General features: G+C 41.3%; 15 protein-coding genes. 10 read left to right on the plus strand and 5 right to left on the minus strand.

Annotated elements, in window-relative coordinates:
* Positions 1-298 precede the first annotated feature (298 nt).
* From MSBRW_RS06560 to MSBRW_RS06580, 5 genes are all read left to right on the plus strand, one after another.
* The gene (locus tag MSBRW_RS06560; RefSeq protein WP_011308419.1) at positions 299-2,065 is read left to right on the plus strand and encodes a ribosome biogenesis/translation initiation ATPase RLI; all 1,767 of its coding nucleotides are present in this window, start codon (positions 299-301) and stop codon (positions 2,063-2,065) included.
* A gap of 230 nt (positions 2,066-2,295) precedes the next feature.
* Positions 2,296-4,485 (plus strand): ATP-dependent DNA helicase, encoded by a 2,190-nt coding sequence (locus MSBRW_RS06565; protein ID WP_011308418.1) that lies wholly within the window; start codon positions 2,296-2,298, stop codon positions 4,483-4,485.
* A 388-nt stretch (positions 4,486-4,873) separates the two neighbouring features.
* Positions 4,874-6,175 carry a histidinol dehydrogenase gene (hisD, locus tag MSBRW_RS06570; protein WP_011308417.1) on the plus strand — a complete coding sequence of 434 codons (1,302 nt, stop codon included), beginning with the start codon at positions 4,874-4,876 and terminating at the stop codon, positions 6,173-6,175.
* 101 nt (positions 6,176-6,276) lie between these two features.
* Entirely contained in the window at positions 6,277-6,684 is a 408-nt protein-coding gene (locus MSBRW_RS06575) for a DUF1699 family protein (RefSeq protein WP_011308416.1), read from the plus strand.
* 486 nt (positions 6,685-7,170) lie between these two features.
* A complete protein-coding gene (locus tag MSBRW_RS06580) occupies positions 7,171-7,578 on the plus strand; it encodes a DUF1699 family protein (protein WP_011308415.1) in 408 nt (135 codons plus the stop codon).
* 989 nt (positions 7,579-8,567) lie between these two features.
* Here MSBRW_RS06580 and MSBRW_RS06585 read toward each other — a convergent pair.
* Positions 8,568-9,866 (minus strand): TrpB-like pyridoxal phosphate-dependent enzyme, encoded by a 1,299-nt coding sequence (locus tag MSBRW_RS06585; RefSeq protein WP_011308413.1) that lies wholly within the window; start codon positions 9,864-9,866, stop codon positions 8,568-8,570.
* Positions 9,867-9,981: 115 nt separating this feature from the next.
* On the opposite strand from MSBRW_RS06585, the gene MSBRW_RS06590 reads away from it, so the two are divergent.
* The gene (locus tag MSBRW_RS06590; RefSeq protein WP_048103050.1) at positions 9,982-10,173 is read left to right on the plus strand and encodes a hypothetical protein; all 192 of its coding nucleotides are present in this window, start codon (positions 9,982-9,984) and stop codon (positions 10,171-10,173) included.
* A gap of 173 nt (positions 10,174-10,346) precedes the next feature.
* Here MSBRW_RS06590 and thiD read toward each other — a convergent pair whose 3' ends face one another.
* A complete protein-coding gene (gene thiD / locus MSBRW_RS06595) occupies positions 10,347-11,693 on the minus strand; it encodes a bifunctional hydroxymethylpyrimidine kinase/phosphomethylpyrimidine kinase (protein WP_011308411.1) in 1,347 nt (448 codons plus the stop codon).
* Positions 11,694-12,154: 461 nt separating this feature from the next.
* Here thiD and MSBRW_RS06600 point away from each other — a divergent pair, with 461 nt between their 5' ends.
* The 3 genes from MSBRW_RS06600 (at position 12,155) to purF (ending at position 14,177) form a co-directional block, all read left to right on the plus strand.
* Complete coding sequence (locus tag MSBRW_RS06600) at positions 12,155-12,373, plus strand: LSm family protein (RefSeq protein ID WP_011308410.1); 219 nt, start codon at positions 12,155-12,157, stop codon at positions 12,371-12,373.
* A 150-nt stretch (positions 12,374-12,523) separates the two neighbouring features.
* Positions 12,524-12,694 (plus strand): 50S ribosomal protein L37e, encoded by a 171-nt coding sequence (locus MSBRW_RS20845; protein ID WP_011308409.1) that lies wholly within the window; start codon positions 12,524-12,526, stop codon positions 12,692-12,694.
* A gap of 49 nt (positions 12,695-12,743) precedes the next feature.
* Positions 12,744-14,177 (plus strand): amidophosphoribosyltransferase, encoded by a 1,434-nt coding sequence (purF, locus tag MSBRW_RS06605; protein WP_011308408.1) that lies wholly within the window; start codon positions 12,744-12,746, stop codon positions 14,175-14,177.
* 195 nt (positions 14,178-14,372) lie between these two features.
* Here the strand turns inward: purF and MSBRW_RS23815 are convergent, their stop codons facing one another.
* Positions 14,373-14,684 (minus strand): secondary thiamine-phosphate synthase enzyme YjbQ, encoded by a 312-nt coding sequence (locus MSBRW_RS23815; RefSeq protein WP_268990292.1) that lies wholly within the window; start codon positions 14,682-14,684, stop codon positions 14,373-14,375.
* Between MSBRW_RS23815 and MSBRW_RS20855 the strand changes: the two genes are divergently transcribed.
* Positions 14,604-14,912, plus strand: a complete 309-nt coding sequence (locus MSBRW_RS20855; RefSeq protein ID WP_196298060.1) for a hypothetical protein — start codon at positions 14,604-14,606, stop codon at positions 14,910-14,912. The two genes, MSBRW_RS23815 and MSBRW_RS20855, sit on opposite strands and share 81 nt — an antisense overlap.
* A gap of 521 nt (positions 14,913-15,433) precedes the next feature.
* Here the strand turns inward: MSBRW_RS20855 and MSBRW_RS06615 are convergent.
* Positions 15,434-16,096, minus strand: a complete 663-nt coding sequence (locus MSBRW_RS06615; RefSeq protein ID WP_011308406.1) for a hypothetical protein — start codon at positions 16,094-16,096, stop codon at positions 15,434-15,436.
* A 3-nt stretch (positions 16,097-16,099) separates the two neighbouring features.
* On the minus strand, positions 16,100-16,972 hold the full coding sequence (locus tag MSBRW_RS06620; protein ID WP_011308405.1) for a hypothetical protein: 873 nt from the start codon (positions 16,970-16,972) through the stop codon (positions 16,100-16,102).
* Between the last annotated feature and the right edge of the window lie 269 nt (positions 16,973-17,241).

A 17,241-nucleotide genomic window follows, 5' to 3' on the forward strand; every position in this document is an offset into this window, starting at 1 on the left:
CGCTATTTATATGTGTAATATCTTCTCAAGTAATTGTTTTATACGTGCAATATTTTCTCAAATAATGCTTTATATGTAAAATATGCTTTCAACATACTAGACATTACATTATCATACTGCTCTGCTGTGAGAATCATGCTTTGCTATAGCAAATATTTACATTGTTAAGCTCTGGTTACTTCTTTGCTATAGCAAACATTTACATTGCTAAGCTCTAGTTACGCTTGAAAATTATATCAAGCGCTTCATTTAATATTATTTGACAACTTAAAGAAAAACGTAATTTTCGGGGACTATTATGAGAATTGCTATACTTAATAAAGATAAGTGTCAGCCCAGACAGTGTAGTAAGGAGTGCGAGAAATACTGTCCGAGGGTTCGAACAGGGGATGAAACGATTGTTTTTGAAGAAGACGGAAAGCCCGTAATTTCCGAAGAATTATGTGTGGGTTGCGGAATTTGCGTCCACAAATGCCCTTTTAAAGCCATTATGATCATAGGGCTTCCTGAAACTCTGACAGAGCCTACTCACAGGTACGGAGTAAATGGTTTTGCCCTCTTCGGACTGCCTGTACCCAGGGTGGGAAAAGTAACAGGGATTCTTGGCCCTAATGGGATAGGAAAAAGTACGTCCGTCCAGATCCTTTCAGGAACTTTGATCCCTAATTTCGGACAGGAAAAAGGCGATTGGGATACTGTGCTTGAACACTATGCTGGAACTGCACTTTATGACTACTTCAAAGATGTCGTGGATGGGAAAGTTAAGGTTTCCCAGAAACCCCAATACGTAGACCTCATCCCTAAAGCTTTCAAAGGAAAAACCTCCGAACTGCTCGAAAATACCGATGAAAGAGGAGTCCTTGATGAGCTTATCGACTATCTTGATTTAAACAGCATAGTTGACAGGAAAATCTCGGAATTAAGTGGTGGAGAGCTGCAGCGTGTGGCAATAGCAGCATGTGCTGCAAAGGATGCTCAGTTCTACTTCTTTGACGAAATTAGCCCCTACCTTGACATCTACCAGAGGATTAACGTCGCCCGCCTGATCCAGGAAATCTCAAAGGACAGGACTGTACTCGTAGTAGAGCATGACCTTGCACTCCTGGACATGCTCGCAGACGTCATTCACATTGCCTACGGAGAGCCTGCAGGTTTCGGTGTGGTTACTCTTCCGAAGAGTGTAAGGGTGGGAATCAACCAGTACCTCAAAGGCTATCTCCCTGAAGAAAATATAAGGATCCGGCCTGAAGCCATTAAGTTTGAAGTCCATCCTCCAAGAGAAGACCACCACTTAAGGTCTATGGTTACCTTTAATGGTTTTTCAAAGAAATTTGGAGACGGCTTCTCCCTGAAAGCCGCAGGCGGCAGTCTTCGAGAAGGCGAGGTGCTCGGAGTAGTGGGCCCTAACGGGATAGGAAAGTCAACCTTCGTAAAAGTGCTTGCAGGGGAAATCAAACCTGATGAGGGCGATCCGGGCATAGATGTCAAAATATCTTACAAGCCTCAGTATATTAAAGCCGATATTCCTGTTCGCGTGCAGGACTTCCTGCGCGGGATCTCAAAGCATTTTGGAACCAGCTACTATGAGGTAGAGATTGCAAACCCACTCCAGCTTGATAAGATATATGACAACATGCTTACAGACCTTAGTGGTGGAGAACTGCAAAGAGTTGCGATTGCGGCCTGCCTTTCTCAGGAAGCCGACCTCTATATCCTGGACGAACCCAGCGCTCACCTGGACGTAGAACAGCGTTCCATGGTCACAAAAGTCCTCAACCGCTTTGCCGAAAACAACAACAAGACAGCCCTTGTAGTAGACCACGATATCTACATGATAGATATGCTGAGCCAGAGACTCGTGGTTTTTGAAGGCAAACCTTCGGTATACGGTGAAGCGCATGGCCCATTCAGCATGGAAGATGGTATGAATAGATTCCTGAAAAACCTGGGCATAACCTTCCGCAGGGACGAGGAAACAAGGCGTCCACGTGTGAATAATCTGGGCTCAAGGCTTGATCGGGAACAAAAAGAGAGTGGAAATTACTATTACTCAGCAGGTGATTAACTCAGCAGGTGATTAAATTCAGAATTAGTTACTTTAATAAGTGATGTTGAATAAGTTATGTCCGATAAATCATAAAAGTTGGAAAAATACAAAAAGTTGAGGTTCCCTTAATAGAGAATCAGAGTTTTTGCAGAGACTTTTGAAGAGGTTTCTGCAGATACCAACTTTTTCGATACTGGCATTCAATTCCAAAATAGTTTTTTATCTAATGTGTGAGTTTCTGATTTTCAATGAAGATAGAAAGTCTCGATCTGCCCGATGAAGTAAAGCAGTTTTATCTCAATTCCGGAATTATGGAACTTTATCCTCCTCAGGCCGAAGCCGTGGAAAAAGGTCTGCTTGAAGGAAGAAACCTGCTTGCTGCAATCCCTACAGCTTCAGGGAAGACTCTCCTTGCCGAGCTTGCAATGTTGAAATCCATCCTTGCAGGAGGAAAGGCGCTCTATATCGTGCCTCTCAGAGCTCTTGCTTCCGAGAAATTCAGGCGGTTTAGGGAGTTTTCGGAACTTGGAATAAGGGTTGGGATCTCTACAGGGGACTATGACCTGCGGGACGAGGGACTCGGAGTAAACGACATTATTGTTGCAACCTCCGAGAAAACCGATTCCCTTCTCAGAAACGAGACCGTCTGGATGCAGGAAATTTCAGTTGTTGTGGCAGACGAGGTTCATCTCATAGACTCACCGGATAGGGGCCCTACGCTTGAGGTTACCCTTGCAAAGCTTCGGAAAATGAATCCTTCCTGTCAGATCCTTGCATTATCTGCAACTGTCGGGAATGCCGACGAACTAGCAGTCTGGCTGGAAGCCGAGCTTGTAGTAAGTGAATGGAGGCCTACTGAGCTTCTTGAAGGGGTATTCTTTAATGGGACTTTCTATTGCAAAGATAGGGAAAAAACTGTTGAGCAGTCCACAAAAGACGAAGCCGTGAACCTTGCGCTGGATACCCTCAAAAAAGATGGGCAGTGTCTGGTTTTTGAAAGCAGCAGAAAAAACTGCATGGCTTTTGCAAAAAAGGCAGCTTCAACTGTTAAAAAGACTCTGTCAGCAGAAGATAGGAATGCACTTGCAGGAATTGCAGACGAGATCCTTGAAAACAGTGAAACCGATACTTCAACGAACCTTGCAGTCTGTATTCGTTCAGGAACAGCTTTTCATCATGCAGGCCTCACCACGCCTTTAAGAGAACTTGTGGAGGACGGTTTCAGGGCTGGGAGGATAAAGTTGATTTCCAGCACTCCTACTCTCGCAGCCGGGCTTAACCTGCCTGCGCGGCGTGTGATTATCCGAAATTATCGGCGCTATTCTTCTGAAGACGGAATGCAGCCTATTCCTGTACTCGAGTACAAACAGATGGCAGGCAGGGCAGGCAGGCCGAGGCTTGACCCGTACGGAGAAGCCGTGCTTGTTGCAAAATCATATAAGGAGTTTGTTTTCCTTTTTGAAAACTATATCGAAGCCAACGCCGAAGATATCTGGTCCAAGCTCGGAACCGAAAATGCTCTCAGGACCCATGTGCTCTCTACGATCTCTAACGGTTTTGCGCGGACATATGATGAACTCATGGATTTTCTGGAGGCAACATTTTTTGCTTTCCAGTACTCGAACTTCGGGCTTTCTACGGTTGTGAACGAATGCCTTAACTTTTTGCGTCAGGAAGGGATGCTTGAGAAAGACGATGCCCTCATCCCTACAAGCTTCGGCAAACTTGTCTCAAGGCTCTATATCGACCCCCTGTCAGCTGCCAGGATTGCAAAGGGCCTGAAAGGGGCAAAGAGCCTGAGTGAGCTTACCCTGCTGCATCTGGTGTGCAGCACACCTGACATGCGCCTGCTTTACATGCGGAGCCATGATTATCAGGATATCAACGATTATGTAATGGCTCATGCGAGTGAATTTGTAAAGGTGCCCAGTCCCTTCGATACTACGGAATATGAATGGTTCCTTGGGGAAGTCAAGACTTCCCTCCTTCTGCTTGACTGGATCCATGAAAAATCTGAAAACGAGATTTGCTTAAAGTTCGGCACTGGGGAAGGTGACATTCATTCAATTGCGGATATTGCGGAATGGATAATGCACGTCACCTCTCAACTTGCCGGGCTCCTTGACCTCAAAGGTGCAAGAGAAGCCGCAGAACTTGAAAAGAGGATACATTACGGAGCAGCCCCTGAACTTATAGATCTGCTCAATATCAGAGGTATAGGGCGCGTGAGAGCAAGGAAACTCTATGAGGCAGGCTTCAAATCCTCTGCAGAGCTTGCAGAAGTTGATCCTGAAAAAGTTGCTGCTCTTCTTGGGCCGAAAATTGCAGACCGGATTTTTAAGCAGATCAGGGGTAGAGGGACATCTTCTGGAATTATTGCTTCTGAACCTCCTGAGAAAAGTCCGTATTCTGGGCAAAAAACAATTAGTGATTATTGATTTTACCTGCCTCATTTCTTTTAATTTTACAAATCAGGTATTCTTTACGGTTTATCTCTATTAATGGGCTCAGTAAGGGATAAAATATTAAATGAGAGCAGGGATTTAATTGAATCGGAGTATCAAGTTAATCAATTATCCTCTTATTCGGTTCTCAGATTACCGATTACTAATTTGTAGTAGAGTCGATTTATATTGGATCTGAGTAGTCAGTTTATATTGGATTTGAGTAGTCAGTTTATATTGGATTTGAGTAGTCAGTTTATATTGGATTTGAGTAGTCAGTTTATATTGGATTTGAGTAGTCAGTTTATATTGGATTTGAGTAGTCAGTTTATACAAATTTCAGATTTCAACCTGTATCAGATTTTATCAGGTTCTTTTAGAGATGGTCATGATGTTATTCAAAAAGTTGTCTGATGTTTCGGAAGCTGAAATGCAGAAATTGCTCTCCCGGGGTTCCGGGCTTGAGGACGTAGCAAAAACCGTTTCAACCGTGCTTTCGGATGTGCGTACCAAAGGAGATTCCGCGCTCAGGGAATATACGGCTAAGTTCGATAAAGTTGAACTTGCAAACTTTGGGGTAAGTGAGGAGGAATTTCAACAGGCTCTTTCCGGCATAAGTCCAGAACTTCTGGATCACCTTAAATCCGCAGCTGCAAACATACGGGCTTTCCATGAAGCTCAGCTTCCGAAAGCTACCTGGTTTATGGAACTCAAACCAGGGATCGTGCTGGGTCAAAAGGCAACACCTCTGGAAAGTGTAGGTGCGTATGCTCCAGGAGGGCGGGCATCCTATCCTTCAACCGTGCTCATGACTGTAATCCCTGCCAGGGTTGCAGGTGTAGAGCAGGTTATAGTGTGTACGCCTCCAAGGCCGGATGGCTCCGTACACCCGCTTACACTTGCCGCTGCAAAGGTTGCAGGGGCGGACAAAGTGTTCAAGCTTGGAGGTGTGCAGGCTATAGGGTCAATGGCTTATGGGACTGAAACAGTTCCTAAGGTGGATAAAATCGTAGGGCCTGGAAATGTTTTTGTCACAGCTGCCAAAATGCAGATCAGGGATGTTGCAGAAATTGATTTTCCGGCCGGCCCAAGCGAAGTACTCATTATTGCAGATGAGTCCGCAGATGCCGTTATGGTCGCCTCGGATATTCTTGCACAATCCGAACACGATCCAAATTCGGTTTCGATACTCGTCACAGGTTCGGATACGCTGGCAGAAGCTGTAAAAAGAGAGGTTCTGGTTCAGGCGGAACAGGCTGCAAGAAGCAGTATTATAAAATCTTCTCTTGAAAATGCCGCAATTCTTATTGCAGATTCCCTGGAACAATGTATTGGCTTTAGCAATAAATTTGCTCCCGAACACCTTGAGATAATGGTAGCGGACCCGGATTTTGTACTTGACAGGATTAAAAACGCAGGATCGATTTTTATAGGAAACTATTCTCCTGTCCCTGTTGGGGATTATGCCTCAGGTACAAATCACGTGCTCCCCACATCTGGATATGCCAGAGTTTATTCTGGTCTGAATATAAACCATTTTATTAAATACTCAAGTATTCAGAGAATCAGTAAGAGTGGGCTTGAAAGTCTAAAAGAAACTGTAATCGCATTAGCCGAGGAAGAGGGTCTACAGGCACATGCTGATGCTATTAGAACTCGTTTTGGGTATAAACCCTCTAAATAATATATTGGCTAATCGATATGTATTTAAAATGTAAATGCGTAAACGAAATTTGATTTTTAAATAAATGAAAATCTAATTATTAAATAAGGAGTGGGGATAGTATGAAGATAAGAGTAGTTAGTTCACGGGAGGAAATTCCTACCCTGAACCCTAATGAAAGGGTTATCCATCTTGCTTTCAGACCGTCTAACAAAGATGTATTCATGCTTGCAGAAACATGTCCGAAAATTGAAGCTATACAGCTTCCTAAATCTTACAGAAGGACGGTTTCCAAGTCGATTGAAATGTTTCTTGAGATGCAGAAGATAAATCTTCTGGAAGGCGATGTATGGGGACACAGGAAAGACATAAACGAATACTATAATGTCTCTCAGAATGTTCTGGAGAAAATTCAGGAATTAAAAGCCGACCGCTTTACTAATGAGGTCATTGCTGAAAAGCTTTCCAGGGAAAGTAAATTGAATTCGGATATGATCCTATATATCCTGAGCAAAAAAATTGTGGATTAATCTGTTAATTCTTTCTCCATCTTCTGGATATATTTCAGGATATGACTTTTTCAAGTCTTATCCTGTGCAGGGTGGTGGACAGGAATAAATGGATATCTCTTCGAAAAAGGGTACATGGACAGATCTCCAAACAGAAATTGATAGACATAAAATAAAAATAATATAAAATAAGCTAAAATGAGTTAAAATAAACTAAAATGAGTTAAAATAATATAAAATAAGTTAAAATAAACTAAGTCAAAACTAAAACCTTTAAAAAGGGTCTGATGTTTCTAAAACTTTCAAAGTTTGAACCCTTCTTTAAGATGGAATTCCGAATTGGAACTTCCATCTAATCTGTACTTTTCTGTTTTCTACGCATACTTCTTTTTAAGTATTCTCAAATTAACGGGACAAAATCAACGAGTGTACAAGAAAATTATTTAAATAAAGTAGTGTAACTTATTTCATTGATTATTTAGTTACGTTTTGGGTCGGGGGATCTATATGAGAATAAGAGTTATCAGTTCAAGAAATGAAATTCTGGCACTGAATCCAACTGAAAAAATCGTCCACTTTGCATTCAGGCCGTCAAATAAAGATATTTTTCTGCTTGTTGAGACCTGTCCGAAACTGGAGATAATTCAGCTTCCAAAGTCCTACATAAGGACAGTTTCAAGAGCTATAGAGATGTTTCTGGAAATGCAAAAGGTTCAGCTTATAGAAGGGGATGTATGGGGACACAGGAAAGACATTAATGAGTATTATACTGTTCCCCAATCCGTAATTTCAAAAATCAGAAGCATGAAAGCTGAAGGCATTCCCAATGAAAAAATTGCGGAGAAAGTAGCGCACGAGAGCAAACTTAGTCCTGAAATGGTTTTTTACATTTTGGACAGGAAATATTTAGAGTAAGACATTAGTCTCCGTCCGAGTCCCGAAAGCCTTTTCAAAAAACTGCTTGCATGCAAGCTCTTTTAGAAAAGGCTTGACCGAAAACTCCAGTAAAACACCTTAGTCGGCGTGATCACAACCCTTTTTAAAAAACTGTTTGCCTGCAACCCTTTTAAAAAAACGGTTTGCCTGCAACCCTTTTAAAAAAAGGCTTGACCGAAAACCCAGTAAAACATCTTAGTCGGCGTGATCAACCGGCACAAAGGTTGCAGATCAACGGCTGTAGTGCAACCCTTTTGAAAAAAGGCTTGTCTATAAATCTTTTCAAAAAAGGTTTGATCAAAAACACGGCAACATTTGAGTTTGAAAGTCGTATCCCCAAACCCTATCGGCGTGAGCACAACCCTTTTTAAAAAACTGTTTGCCCGCAACCCTTTTAAAAAAAGGCTTGACCGAAAACTCCAGTAAAACACCTTAGTCGGCGTGATCACAACCCTTTTGAAAAAAGGCTTGACCGAAAACTCCAGTAAAACACCTTAGTCGGCGTGATCAAACGGAGCAATGGTTGCGGCACAACGGTTGCTGTACAACAATTGTGCTCAAGGGCTAGTTCAAATTCAGTATCAAGCGACAGATTTCTAAATCGGACTATATATAGTCAACCGAGTGAAAAATTTTAAAAAATTAAAACGTTTCATAAAAAATCTTGTTTTTTTACGAAAAGTTCTTTCTATATAAATTTATGCAAGCAAATATGTTTTCAATCTTAATTATTTAATTTTTAATTACTCTTAACTATCCTTGAGGCAAAACCATCCTGGAGTGTTGGTAACTTGAGGTTTCATGGAGTGCTCTCGAAACTTTCTTGGCTATATTTATACAGATTCAGTTTTTACAATGACTTTCGTCTCTATGCAGCAGTGCCGGAGAGGTATGAGTTTACTGATTGTAGGATGCCTTTAAGGCATCCCGTTTGAATTTTATACTTACTTTTTTATTTTTCAATTGTTTCAGGCAAGTTCTTTGTTGAAATATTTGTCATATGAACTCATGTCGAAATGTCCGTGTCCACTCAGGTTGAAGAGAATTGTTTTTTCTTCTCCGGTTTGCTTGCATTTGATAGCTTCGTCGATTGCACAGCGGATAGCATGCGCGGATTCCGGAGCAGGGACTATGCCTTCAGTCCGTGCGAACTGCACAGCGGCATCAAATACAGGATACTGATCATATGAAACGGCTTCGATAAACCCTTCATCACAGAGTTTACTTATGATTGGGGAGTCACCATGGTAACGGAGTCCGCCTGCGTGGATGGCAGGAGGCACATGTTTGTGTCCCAGGGTATACATTTTAAGAAGTGGGGTCATTTCCGCAGTGTCTCCGAAGTCGTACCTGTATTCTCCTTTGGTCAGGGACGGGCAGGCTGAGGGCTCGACTGCAATTACTCTTGGATTCCTCTTTCCTTCAATCTTGTCTTTAATAAACTCAAGAGATATTCCCGCGAGGTTGCTTCCTCCTCCGCAGCAGCCTATAACTATATCAGGATAGGTTTCAACTTGTTCAAGCTGCTTCTTGCATTCGGCCCCGATTATCGTCTGGTGGAGCATAACATGGTTGAGCACGCTTCCAAGGGAATATTTAGTGCTATCGTGTGCGATTGCATCCTCTACGGCTTCACTGATTGCTATTCCCAGGCTTCCCGGTGTTTCCGGCTGCTCCTTCAGAATCTTTCTCCCGAATTCGGTATCTTCACTTGGCGAGGGCACAACATTTCCTCCCCAGATTGTTATCATGGATTTCCGGTAAGGTTTCTGGTAAAAACTGGAACGGACCATATAGACTTTACATTCGAGATCAAAATAATTGCAGGCAAGAGCCAATGCACTTCCCCACTGCCCTGCCCCTGTTTCGGTTGTGATCCTCTCGGTTCCTTCTTTCATATTATAGTAGGCCTGGGCAATTGAGGTATTTGTCTTATGGCTGCCTGCGGGGCTTACCCCTTCATTTTTATAGTATATCTTTGCAGGGGTTTTGAGAAGTTTTTCCAGCCTGTGAGCCCTGTAAAGAGGACTGGGTCTCCAGAGTCTGTAAATTTCAAGTATCTCTTCAGGGATATCAATAAACCTTTCACTGCTCATTTCCTGCTTGATAAGACCTTTTGGAAAAATAGGTTCAAGGGCTTCAGGGCTTATAGGCTCCCGGGTTCTTGGATCAAGAGGCGGCTCGATAGGAGAAGATAAGTCCGAAAGGACGTTATACCACTGTTTAGGCATTTCATTCTCGTCAAGGATAATCTTGGTCTGTTCCATAGGTTTTCTCCGTCATTCGTTTATGCACAAGTTAGTACTTCGCCGTATATAATTGTTATTTACTTTACATTTAAGGAGTTCACATCCCATTTATGTACTTTTGGGAATAAGATGTTTGAAGGAAAGTTACTTATCAAAAATAAGGCCTGAAAAAAGAAAGGCTGCCAGAAACTGGAATCGAAAAAAGGAAAAACAGCTAAGCAAAAACCGGGAAAAAAGTAAAGAGAACAGAAATAAAAGTAAAAAGAACAGAAATAGGAACCAAATAAAAAAAATGTCAGAATTTCTCAATTCTAAAAAAGTTTGATTCTAAAAATCTTCACTTGACATTCTAAAAGTTTCACTTTATATTCTGAGAATTTAACTTGACATTCTGAGAGTTTCACTTGACATTCTAAGAGTTTCACTTGACATTCTAAGAGTTTCACTTAATTTTAAGATGGCTTATAGATTACTGAAATTCTTGATTCTTAACCGGATTTACTGTATTTTTTCTGCAAGCTCCACAGCAAGCTTTGCCACTTCAGTTGCACATCTCCCGAGCAGGCGGATCATTGGTTCTTTTCCCTGGCCTCCTTTATCACAGATGATTTTCGGCACACTTCCGTACTTTTTGATTGCTTCGACTGTACCCCAGTCCATAGTACTGGAGTTTTCTGGTTCTTCAGCCCTGTCAAAAGAGGAAATTTCAAGTTTCATATCTATGCAGGCTGCAAGTGCCTCCCTGGAGTATTTTACGTTAATTGCTGCCCTAACTTCAGGATCATAACGAAGGGACGCGAGAATAATCCTTGCTACATGTCGGCTGGCCCCAAAATCCACACAACCTACAGGAACCGCACGTCCCCTGTGCCTTACTATCCTGCCTTCGACGGCCGCAACGTCTTCGTAGCTGTCAGCTTCAAGAATAGCCATTCCTATGTTACAACCTACTTCGGGAATCAGTTTTGAAAAATCAGGGCTGCCTTCAAGAATCGAAACTGCTTCTTTTAATTCTCTTAATACCAGATAGCGCTCTTTTTGCTCCAGAACCACTCCAAGCTGGTTTACAGGACTTACTCCCCTGCCTGCAGGCCTGCTCCTGAGGATTGCTTGTTCAACGAATTTCTTTGCTTTCCTTGCAGCTCCTTCCAGGTTCTCTCCTGAGGCTAAGAAGGCAGTCACTGCCGCAGAGTAAGTGCAGCCCGTGCCGTGTGTTCCTCCTTTAACAAAAGTGCCCGGAACACGGGTAAAAGTCTCAGAATCAGCTTCATAAATCAAGTCAGTGGCATTCAGGTGTCCTCCTGTAACAATGACAGCTTCGACACCCAGGTCCGCAATTTTTCTGGCTGCGATTTTCGCGTCCTCAGGGGTTTTGACAGCCATGCCAGCGAGCTCACCTGCTTCGGATGCATTGGGCGTCGTAACCTTGCAGAAGGGCAGCAGTTCTTCGGTAAGGACAGAGATAGCTTCTTTTCGCAGCAGGTTTCCTCCTGCTTCAGCAGCTATAACAGGATCCAGCACAAGGGAAAGCTCGTATTTCCTGATTTCTTTTGCAACTTCCCTTACGATTTCCGATGAGGCAAGCATACCACTTTTTGCCCACCCGACCTCCATATCGGTGCAGACAGCTTCAATCTGGCTGGCGACAGCTTCAGGAGTGAGGTCAAAGGTTTTCAGCACTCCAGTGGTATTCTGTGCAGTAACCGATGTAATAGCGCAGGTTCCATGTACTCCAAGAGCGGCAAAAGTCTTCAGGTCCGCAGCAATTCCGGCTCCTCCCCCTGAATCCGAACCTGCAATAGTCAGAACAATTGGGGTTTTTACTTTTAAGGTTTTTTCGGTCATGGATTTCTCTCTTTTTCATTCGTTTTCCTGCTACTTTCAGGAACTTTTTCTTCTGGCAATGGGAAATTTATTTAATATTCTGGCAATGGGAAATTAATTTAATATTGTGCCTTTCGGGAAGATTTTTGTAAGTTTTAATAGAATTATTTGTAAAAAATCTTCTCAACAGGTTTAAGTGACCCTTTGTTTTTTTCTGGAGGGTTGTCTCTGTCCTGAAGTAATTCTCGTTCATTTCGCGTTCATACCAGGGTATTTTGTAGAAAATTCTCGTTCATATCAGGTTTTTTTCTATATGATAACTTAAAAAATGGTATATTGCTTCGATACATTTATATATTGTATTTGCGACTTTGATGCAAATAATCATATTTAAGACGCGGCGATCAATTTAAATCTGGATTAACTATTTATATTGATATAGATAATGACTTGATTTATAATGTTTTAAGGGGACTGTAAGGATGGCAAACCGACCTCTGGATATTTTGAACAACGCACTGGACACACCTGTAATCGTTAGATTGAAAGGCGCACGCGAGTTTAGAGGCGAGCTGAAAGGATACGATATTCACATGAACCTCGTGCTTGACAATGCTGAAGAGCTAAGAGAAGGAGAAGTTGTAAGCAAGTTCGGCAGTGTCGTTATTCGCGGTGACAACGTGGTATATGTATCTCCGTAATCTATATCAAGCACTTCATCTATTATCGTTAAACCTCGGAGCACCAGGACTTATTGTGACTGGCCGCAGAGATTAAATTCAGATGAATAGAATCGCTTCAGATTATCGAATACTGCTCTAACAAATTAATTTTTATCAGGAGATTTAGGAATGAGTAAAGGTACTTCATCAATGGGAAAAAGGCAGAAACGCACACATGCTAAATGCAGGCGCTGTGGGAGTGTTTCTTTTAACGTGCATACAAAACAGTGTACTTCATGTGGTTTTGGAAAAACATCTCGTATAAGAGCTTACAAGTGGCAGGCAAAGTGCAAGTATTAAGCCTGTCTGTTCCACTTTCTCTATTTTTTACCTTCACCGGAGGTCGAAATTGAAAGAAGAATGTGGCGTTGCAGGCATAATTCTACCAGGCGATAGGCCGCAATCCAATACTGTCGCATTCAAGCTGTATTACGCCTTGTATGCCCTCCAGCATAGAGGACAGGAATCCACTGGCATAATGGTATATGATGGTACATCCTCTCATTCCATTAAAGGCATGGGTCTCGTCCCTGATGTGTATAACAAAGATTCTCTTGGGCACCTGGTTGGAAATGTAGGAGTAGGGCATGTCCGCTACTCAACCACCGGAGGATCAAAAATCGAAAATTGCCAGCCCTTTGTTCTGAAATTCAAAGGAGGAGCAGTTGCAATTGCCCATAACGGGAACCTGGTTAATGCCAGAACGCTCAAGGATGAACTGGAGTGTGAAGGCCGTATCTTTATCAGTGAGTCCGATACAGAAGTTATTGGCCACCTTCTTGTAAAAGAACTGATAAGACACGACCCTATAGAATCAATCCGGAATGTCATGCGTAAGCTTGTCGGTTCCTATTCCCTGGTTATCCATATCGGCGGTGTTCTGTATGCTGTGCGTGACCCTCTCGGTCTTAAGCCGCTCTGCTTTGGGGAAGTCGATGGTGGATATGCAGTATTCTCGGAAAGCGTAGCCCTTGATACCCTTAACGGCACCCTTATCAGGGATGTACGGCCAGGTGAGGTAATAGTTTTTACAGGCGACAGCTTTGAGAGCTACCAGATAGGAAACGAGCCTCATCCCGCACATTGTGTGTTTGAGTTCATTTATTTTGCAAGACCCGATTCTATTATTGACGGAAAACTGGTCTACAAAGTTCGGGAAAATATCGGGAGAGAGCTTGCCAGAGAACATCCGGTAGAGGCTGATGTTGTTTCACCTGTCCCGGACTCTGGGATTACTTCCGCAATCGGCTACGCCAGGGAGTCAGGCACCAAATACCTTGAAGGCTTGATGAAGAACCGTTATATAGGGCGTACATTTATCCTGCCTGGCCAAGAGCTGCGTGAAACCGCAGTTCGGCTTAAAATGAATGCTATCCAGGATAATGTTAAAGACAAACGTGTTGTTCTGGTTGACGACAGTATTGTCCGTGGTACAACCTCCAGGCGGATTATAGATATGGTCCGCAGGGCAGGTGCTTCAGAAATCCATGCAAGGATAGGAAGTCCAGCAATTATTGCTCCCTGTTATCTGGGTATAGATATGGCCACCAGGCAAGAACTTATCGCCTCTTATAAGACCGTAAAAGAGGTTGAAGGCCTTATTAATGCGGATTCACTCGGATATCTAAGTATTGACGGACTTATGAGGGCTCTTGGGCGCGATAAGTGCGACATGTGCCTTGGCTGCCTTACAGGTGAGTATCCTGTCGAAATTCCTGGAGAAAACTGCATAAGGAAGCAGACACGTCTGGATGATTTTAACAATAACCAGGAAAGTTCCTGAACGGCTCTTCCAAGTCGATTCGTAAGGAACTTTCTTTACGATTCTTTTTGAATTTTCACCGTATTTGTGAATTCTTTCACTATCTATTTGATTTTCCACTACTCTTTTTGAATTATCAATGTCTATTTGATTCTCCACTACTCTTTTTGATCCGCTCGTAGTTTTTTTTCTGTTCTATGTTTATTCGTTATCTAGTTAAGCCTTTAAAAGCGTAACATTAACTGTCCTGCTTCTCGGCCCGTCCATTTCGGCAAAAAAGATTCTCTGCCACGTCCCGAGCTCAAGCTTTCCTGCCGAAACAGGCAGGGCTTCGCTTGCTCCAAGCAGTACTGCTTTGAGATGGGAATCTGCATTGTTATCTATGCGGTCGTGACTGTAACCAGCACCAGGTTTGAGAATGAAGCACTGAAGCAGCTTAAAGAATGCATGGAGGAACTGAAAAGAGCTAAACAGGAAAGGGAGGATATCAAAAAGGAGTTTGAACCTGTTTTTGAAGAGGAAAAACAAATAGAAAAAGTGGGGAAAGTCACAGGTATGAATTATGAAAAGGTTGCAGAAAGGTATAATATTACACAAATAGCGCCTGACAGTGAAAATCTTAGAAACCATTACAAACGACTTGAAAAGGATAAAGAGTATAGGAAAAAATGGAAAACAGCGGTATCCTCAAAAGTAGAAAAACAAGAGGCAGAACTTGGAAAGAAAGCCCTAAAAACACTTGCAGATGAACTTTAAGATGACTGAATAAGGCAGCTTATGCCTCAACCCACTTTCCGCAATAAATTTTCGTATATTCATATCTTACTGATATCGATTTTCAATCAAACGTGGATTTATTGGACTTTTATGTAGTAGGTAAAAGCAACTATGTGGTGTATTTAGAGACAAAAAACGATATCATTCAATTTTCACCAAATGCCACTAAAAATCCAAATTATTTGCGTCTGTTCCAAAAACGCTATCAGGAAAAATATTGATTTTCGAAAAAATACTGCGGAATGTGGGCTCAAGATAGCGAAAATTTGAAAGAGCATCATAAAAAAATGCATAATGATAAAAAGTATCAAGAAAAATACAAAAAAGCAGTAAGTAGCAAGTCTCAGAAAGAGTATGAAAAGACAGTTCAGGGAGACACTGAAAAATAATGAGCGAAGTTAGAAAACTTACCAGTATGAAAATACTGGATGAAGTGCTGTAAACGCTTTCAGGAAAAACAGCTTCAATAATGTGCATTGACATTGATCTCGATATAAACATCAACTACGCATTTTACAATAATTAGAGAATTCTTTCAAAAGAATTATATTTTTAAGAGATGTGCAAGCAACTATAGCGTCTTTTCTTTTCACTATGTCTTCCCAATCTGCTGTGATAAAATGAAGATCATTACTTTTTGTTAATCCTACGTGATGAGCATCTAACATAATCTCAAAATCTGCACTATTTGATCTCTTTAAACCGGTTTCTTTCAATTTTAAACAGACATCATCATATCTTTCATTTCCACGATTAACGAAAGTAATGCATCCATCTACTAAAGAAATATTTCTTCGGTATTCTATATTAAAAGTTCGTATTATTCCCCTCAATTCATTACTTAAAATTCTTGGGTCTCGCGTAGATAATTTAGCATCCCATAGAGTTGTAATTGAAGGCTTAAGATAGTGCTTGTTTAGTATTGACATCAATTTTTTATGATCTACTGCAGCCTTTTTTCGACTTAGTTTTATAAGTATTTCATCCATGTCGCTTTTAGCAATGTTGACTTTTCCTTTACATACGTTCTTAAGCTCTCGCTTTACATTACAGCTTGAGTATTTATCGAACCTACTGTTTATAACATAAACAGATTGGAAATTCAACATATCTGTTTTGAAAACATACCCAACTAAAATATTTGTATCCAAAAAAAGTTCCATTATTTATACACCTGAGTTGGGAATGTTGTAGATGTCTTGCATTAAGTATTTAACAAATTCTTTGTTGTCTTCCGAAGGGGTATAATATGTGTCTAATACTTTATTTCTTATATTTTCAATAGTTTCTTCTGCATCGTTGAGTTCGCCTTTATATGCTGATTTCCACTGACGTATTACATGCTCAGGAATATTTTGATTGCAGTCAATTCTTACCCGCTTTGGATATATTTCCCAAAATATGTCACGAAGCTGTCTTACTAAGTTTAATTTTATAACATCAGGAGCATAATCTAACACAACCCGAGTGGTATCATCCCAATCAAAGTGTATAGAAGCAATCTCGGGAAAAGAATCAATTGGAAATTCAGAAAGTAGCTCATCAAGTTTTATGGTAATATCATCTTTTAAACTTTCAGTTACATGAGATACATTTTTATTAGTTATGAGTAGGTATTCCTGAAATAATGTATTAAATTTATATGGGGAATTAATGTCATACGACTCTTTCTTAGCTAAATCTCCATATCCTTCTTTAAAGCCGTACTGATCATGCAAAATACTTATTGTTTTTAAGATAATGTCTTGTTCCCTGACTGCTACCTTTCCACTAAAATCTACTGTTATTGTTGGTGGATATATAAGTTCGCCAAGTATGCAATTTTCAGAAAACGGATATGGAAGTACCTGATCTAGTAATCTCTCTTCAGTATAAAAACCATATTTGTACCAATAACCTGGCAATTTTATGTCTACGCCTTGTTTTTGTAGTCTAGAGTCAAGCAGGTTCATTAATTTACAAAAGTGATACCTATTCATGACTTCTTTTCGATAAGGGTTAAAGGCTTTTATGAGCCTATCAACTGCGTACCCAAGCAATTGATTTTTCTCCTCAACCATTAGTTGGTTATAGGAATACCTTAATCAAAACCTTTTCGATTTAAAAAATTAATTTGTTTTTATTAAAGACTCCGTATTTAATTTGCGTTATCACTTGAGTACAAAATCGTTGACATAGCACGGACAGGCAAGAAGAATGAGAGAACAAAGCAAAAGAAGAAATATCAGCTCAGCGGTAGTGCGGCTTAGCACCGCCACCAAATAATTTAAGAAAAGTCAGAAGGTGGAGGCGGGCGGGAGCGGGTGAA

The sequence above is a fragment of the Methanosarcina barkeri str. Wiesmoor genome (assembly GCF_000969985.1).
In the GTDB taxonomy this organism is placed as follows: domain Archaea; phylum Halobacteriota; class Methanosarcinia; order Methanosarcinales; family Methanosarcinaceae; genus Methanosarcina; species Methanosarcina barkeri_B.

What these genes read in the sequence shown, in the direction of transcription:
- MSBRW_RS06560 (WP_011308419.1), top strand. Translation starts at nt 299, where the DNA reads ATGAGAATTGCTATACTTAATAAAGATAAGTGTCAGCCCAGACAGTGT.
- MSBRW_RS06565 (WP_011308418.1), top strand. Translation starts at nt 2,296, where the DNA reads ATGAAGATAGAAAGTCTCGATCTGCCCGATGAAGTAAAGCAGTTTTAT.
- hisD (WP_011308417.1), top strand. Translation starts at nt 4,874, where the DNA reads ATGGTCATGATGTTATTCAAAAAGTTGTCTGATGTTTCGGAAGCTGAA.
- MSBRW_RS06575 (WP_011308416.1), top strand. Translation starts at nt 6,277, where the DNA reads ATGAAGATAAGAGTAGTTAGTTCACGGGAGGAAATTCCTACCCTGAAC.
- MSBRW_RS06580 (WP_011308415.1), top strand. Translation starts at nt 7,171, where the DNA reads ATGAGAATAAGAGTTATCAGTTCAAGAAATGAAATTCTGGCACTGAAT.
- MSBRW_RS06585 (WP_011308413.1), bottom strand. Translation starts at nt 9,866, where the DNA reads ATGGAACAGACCAAGATTATCCTTGACGAGAATGAAATGCCTAAACAG.
- thiD (WP_011308411.1), bottom strand. Translation starts at nt 11,693, where the DNA reads ATGACCGAAAAAACCTTAAAAGTAAAAACCCCAATTGTTCTGACTATT.
- MSBRW_RS06600 (WP_011308410.1), top strand. Translation starts at nt 12,155, where the DNA reads ATGGCAAACCGACCTCTGGATATTTTGAACAACGCACTGGACACACCT.
- MSBRW_RS20845 (WP_011308409.1), top strand. Translation starts at nt 12,524, where the DNA reads ATGAGTAAAGGTACTTCATCAATGGGAAAAAGGCAGAAACGCACACAT.
- MSBRW_RS20855 (WP_196298060.1), top strand. Translation starts at nt 14,604, where the DNA reads ATGGAGGAACTGAAAAGAGCTAAACAGGAAAGGGAGGATATCAAAAAG.
- MSBRW_RS06615 (WP_011308406.1), bottom strand. Translation starts at nt 16,096, where the DNA reads ATGGAACTTTTTTTGGATACAAATATTTTAGTTGGGTATGTTTTCAAA.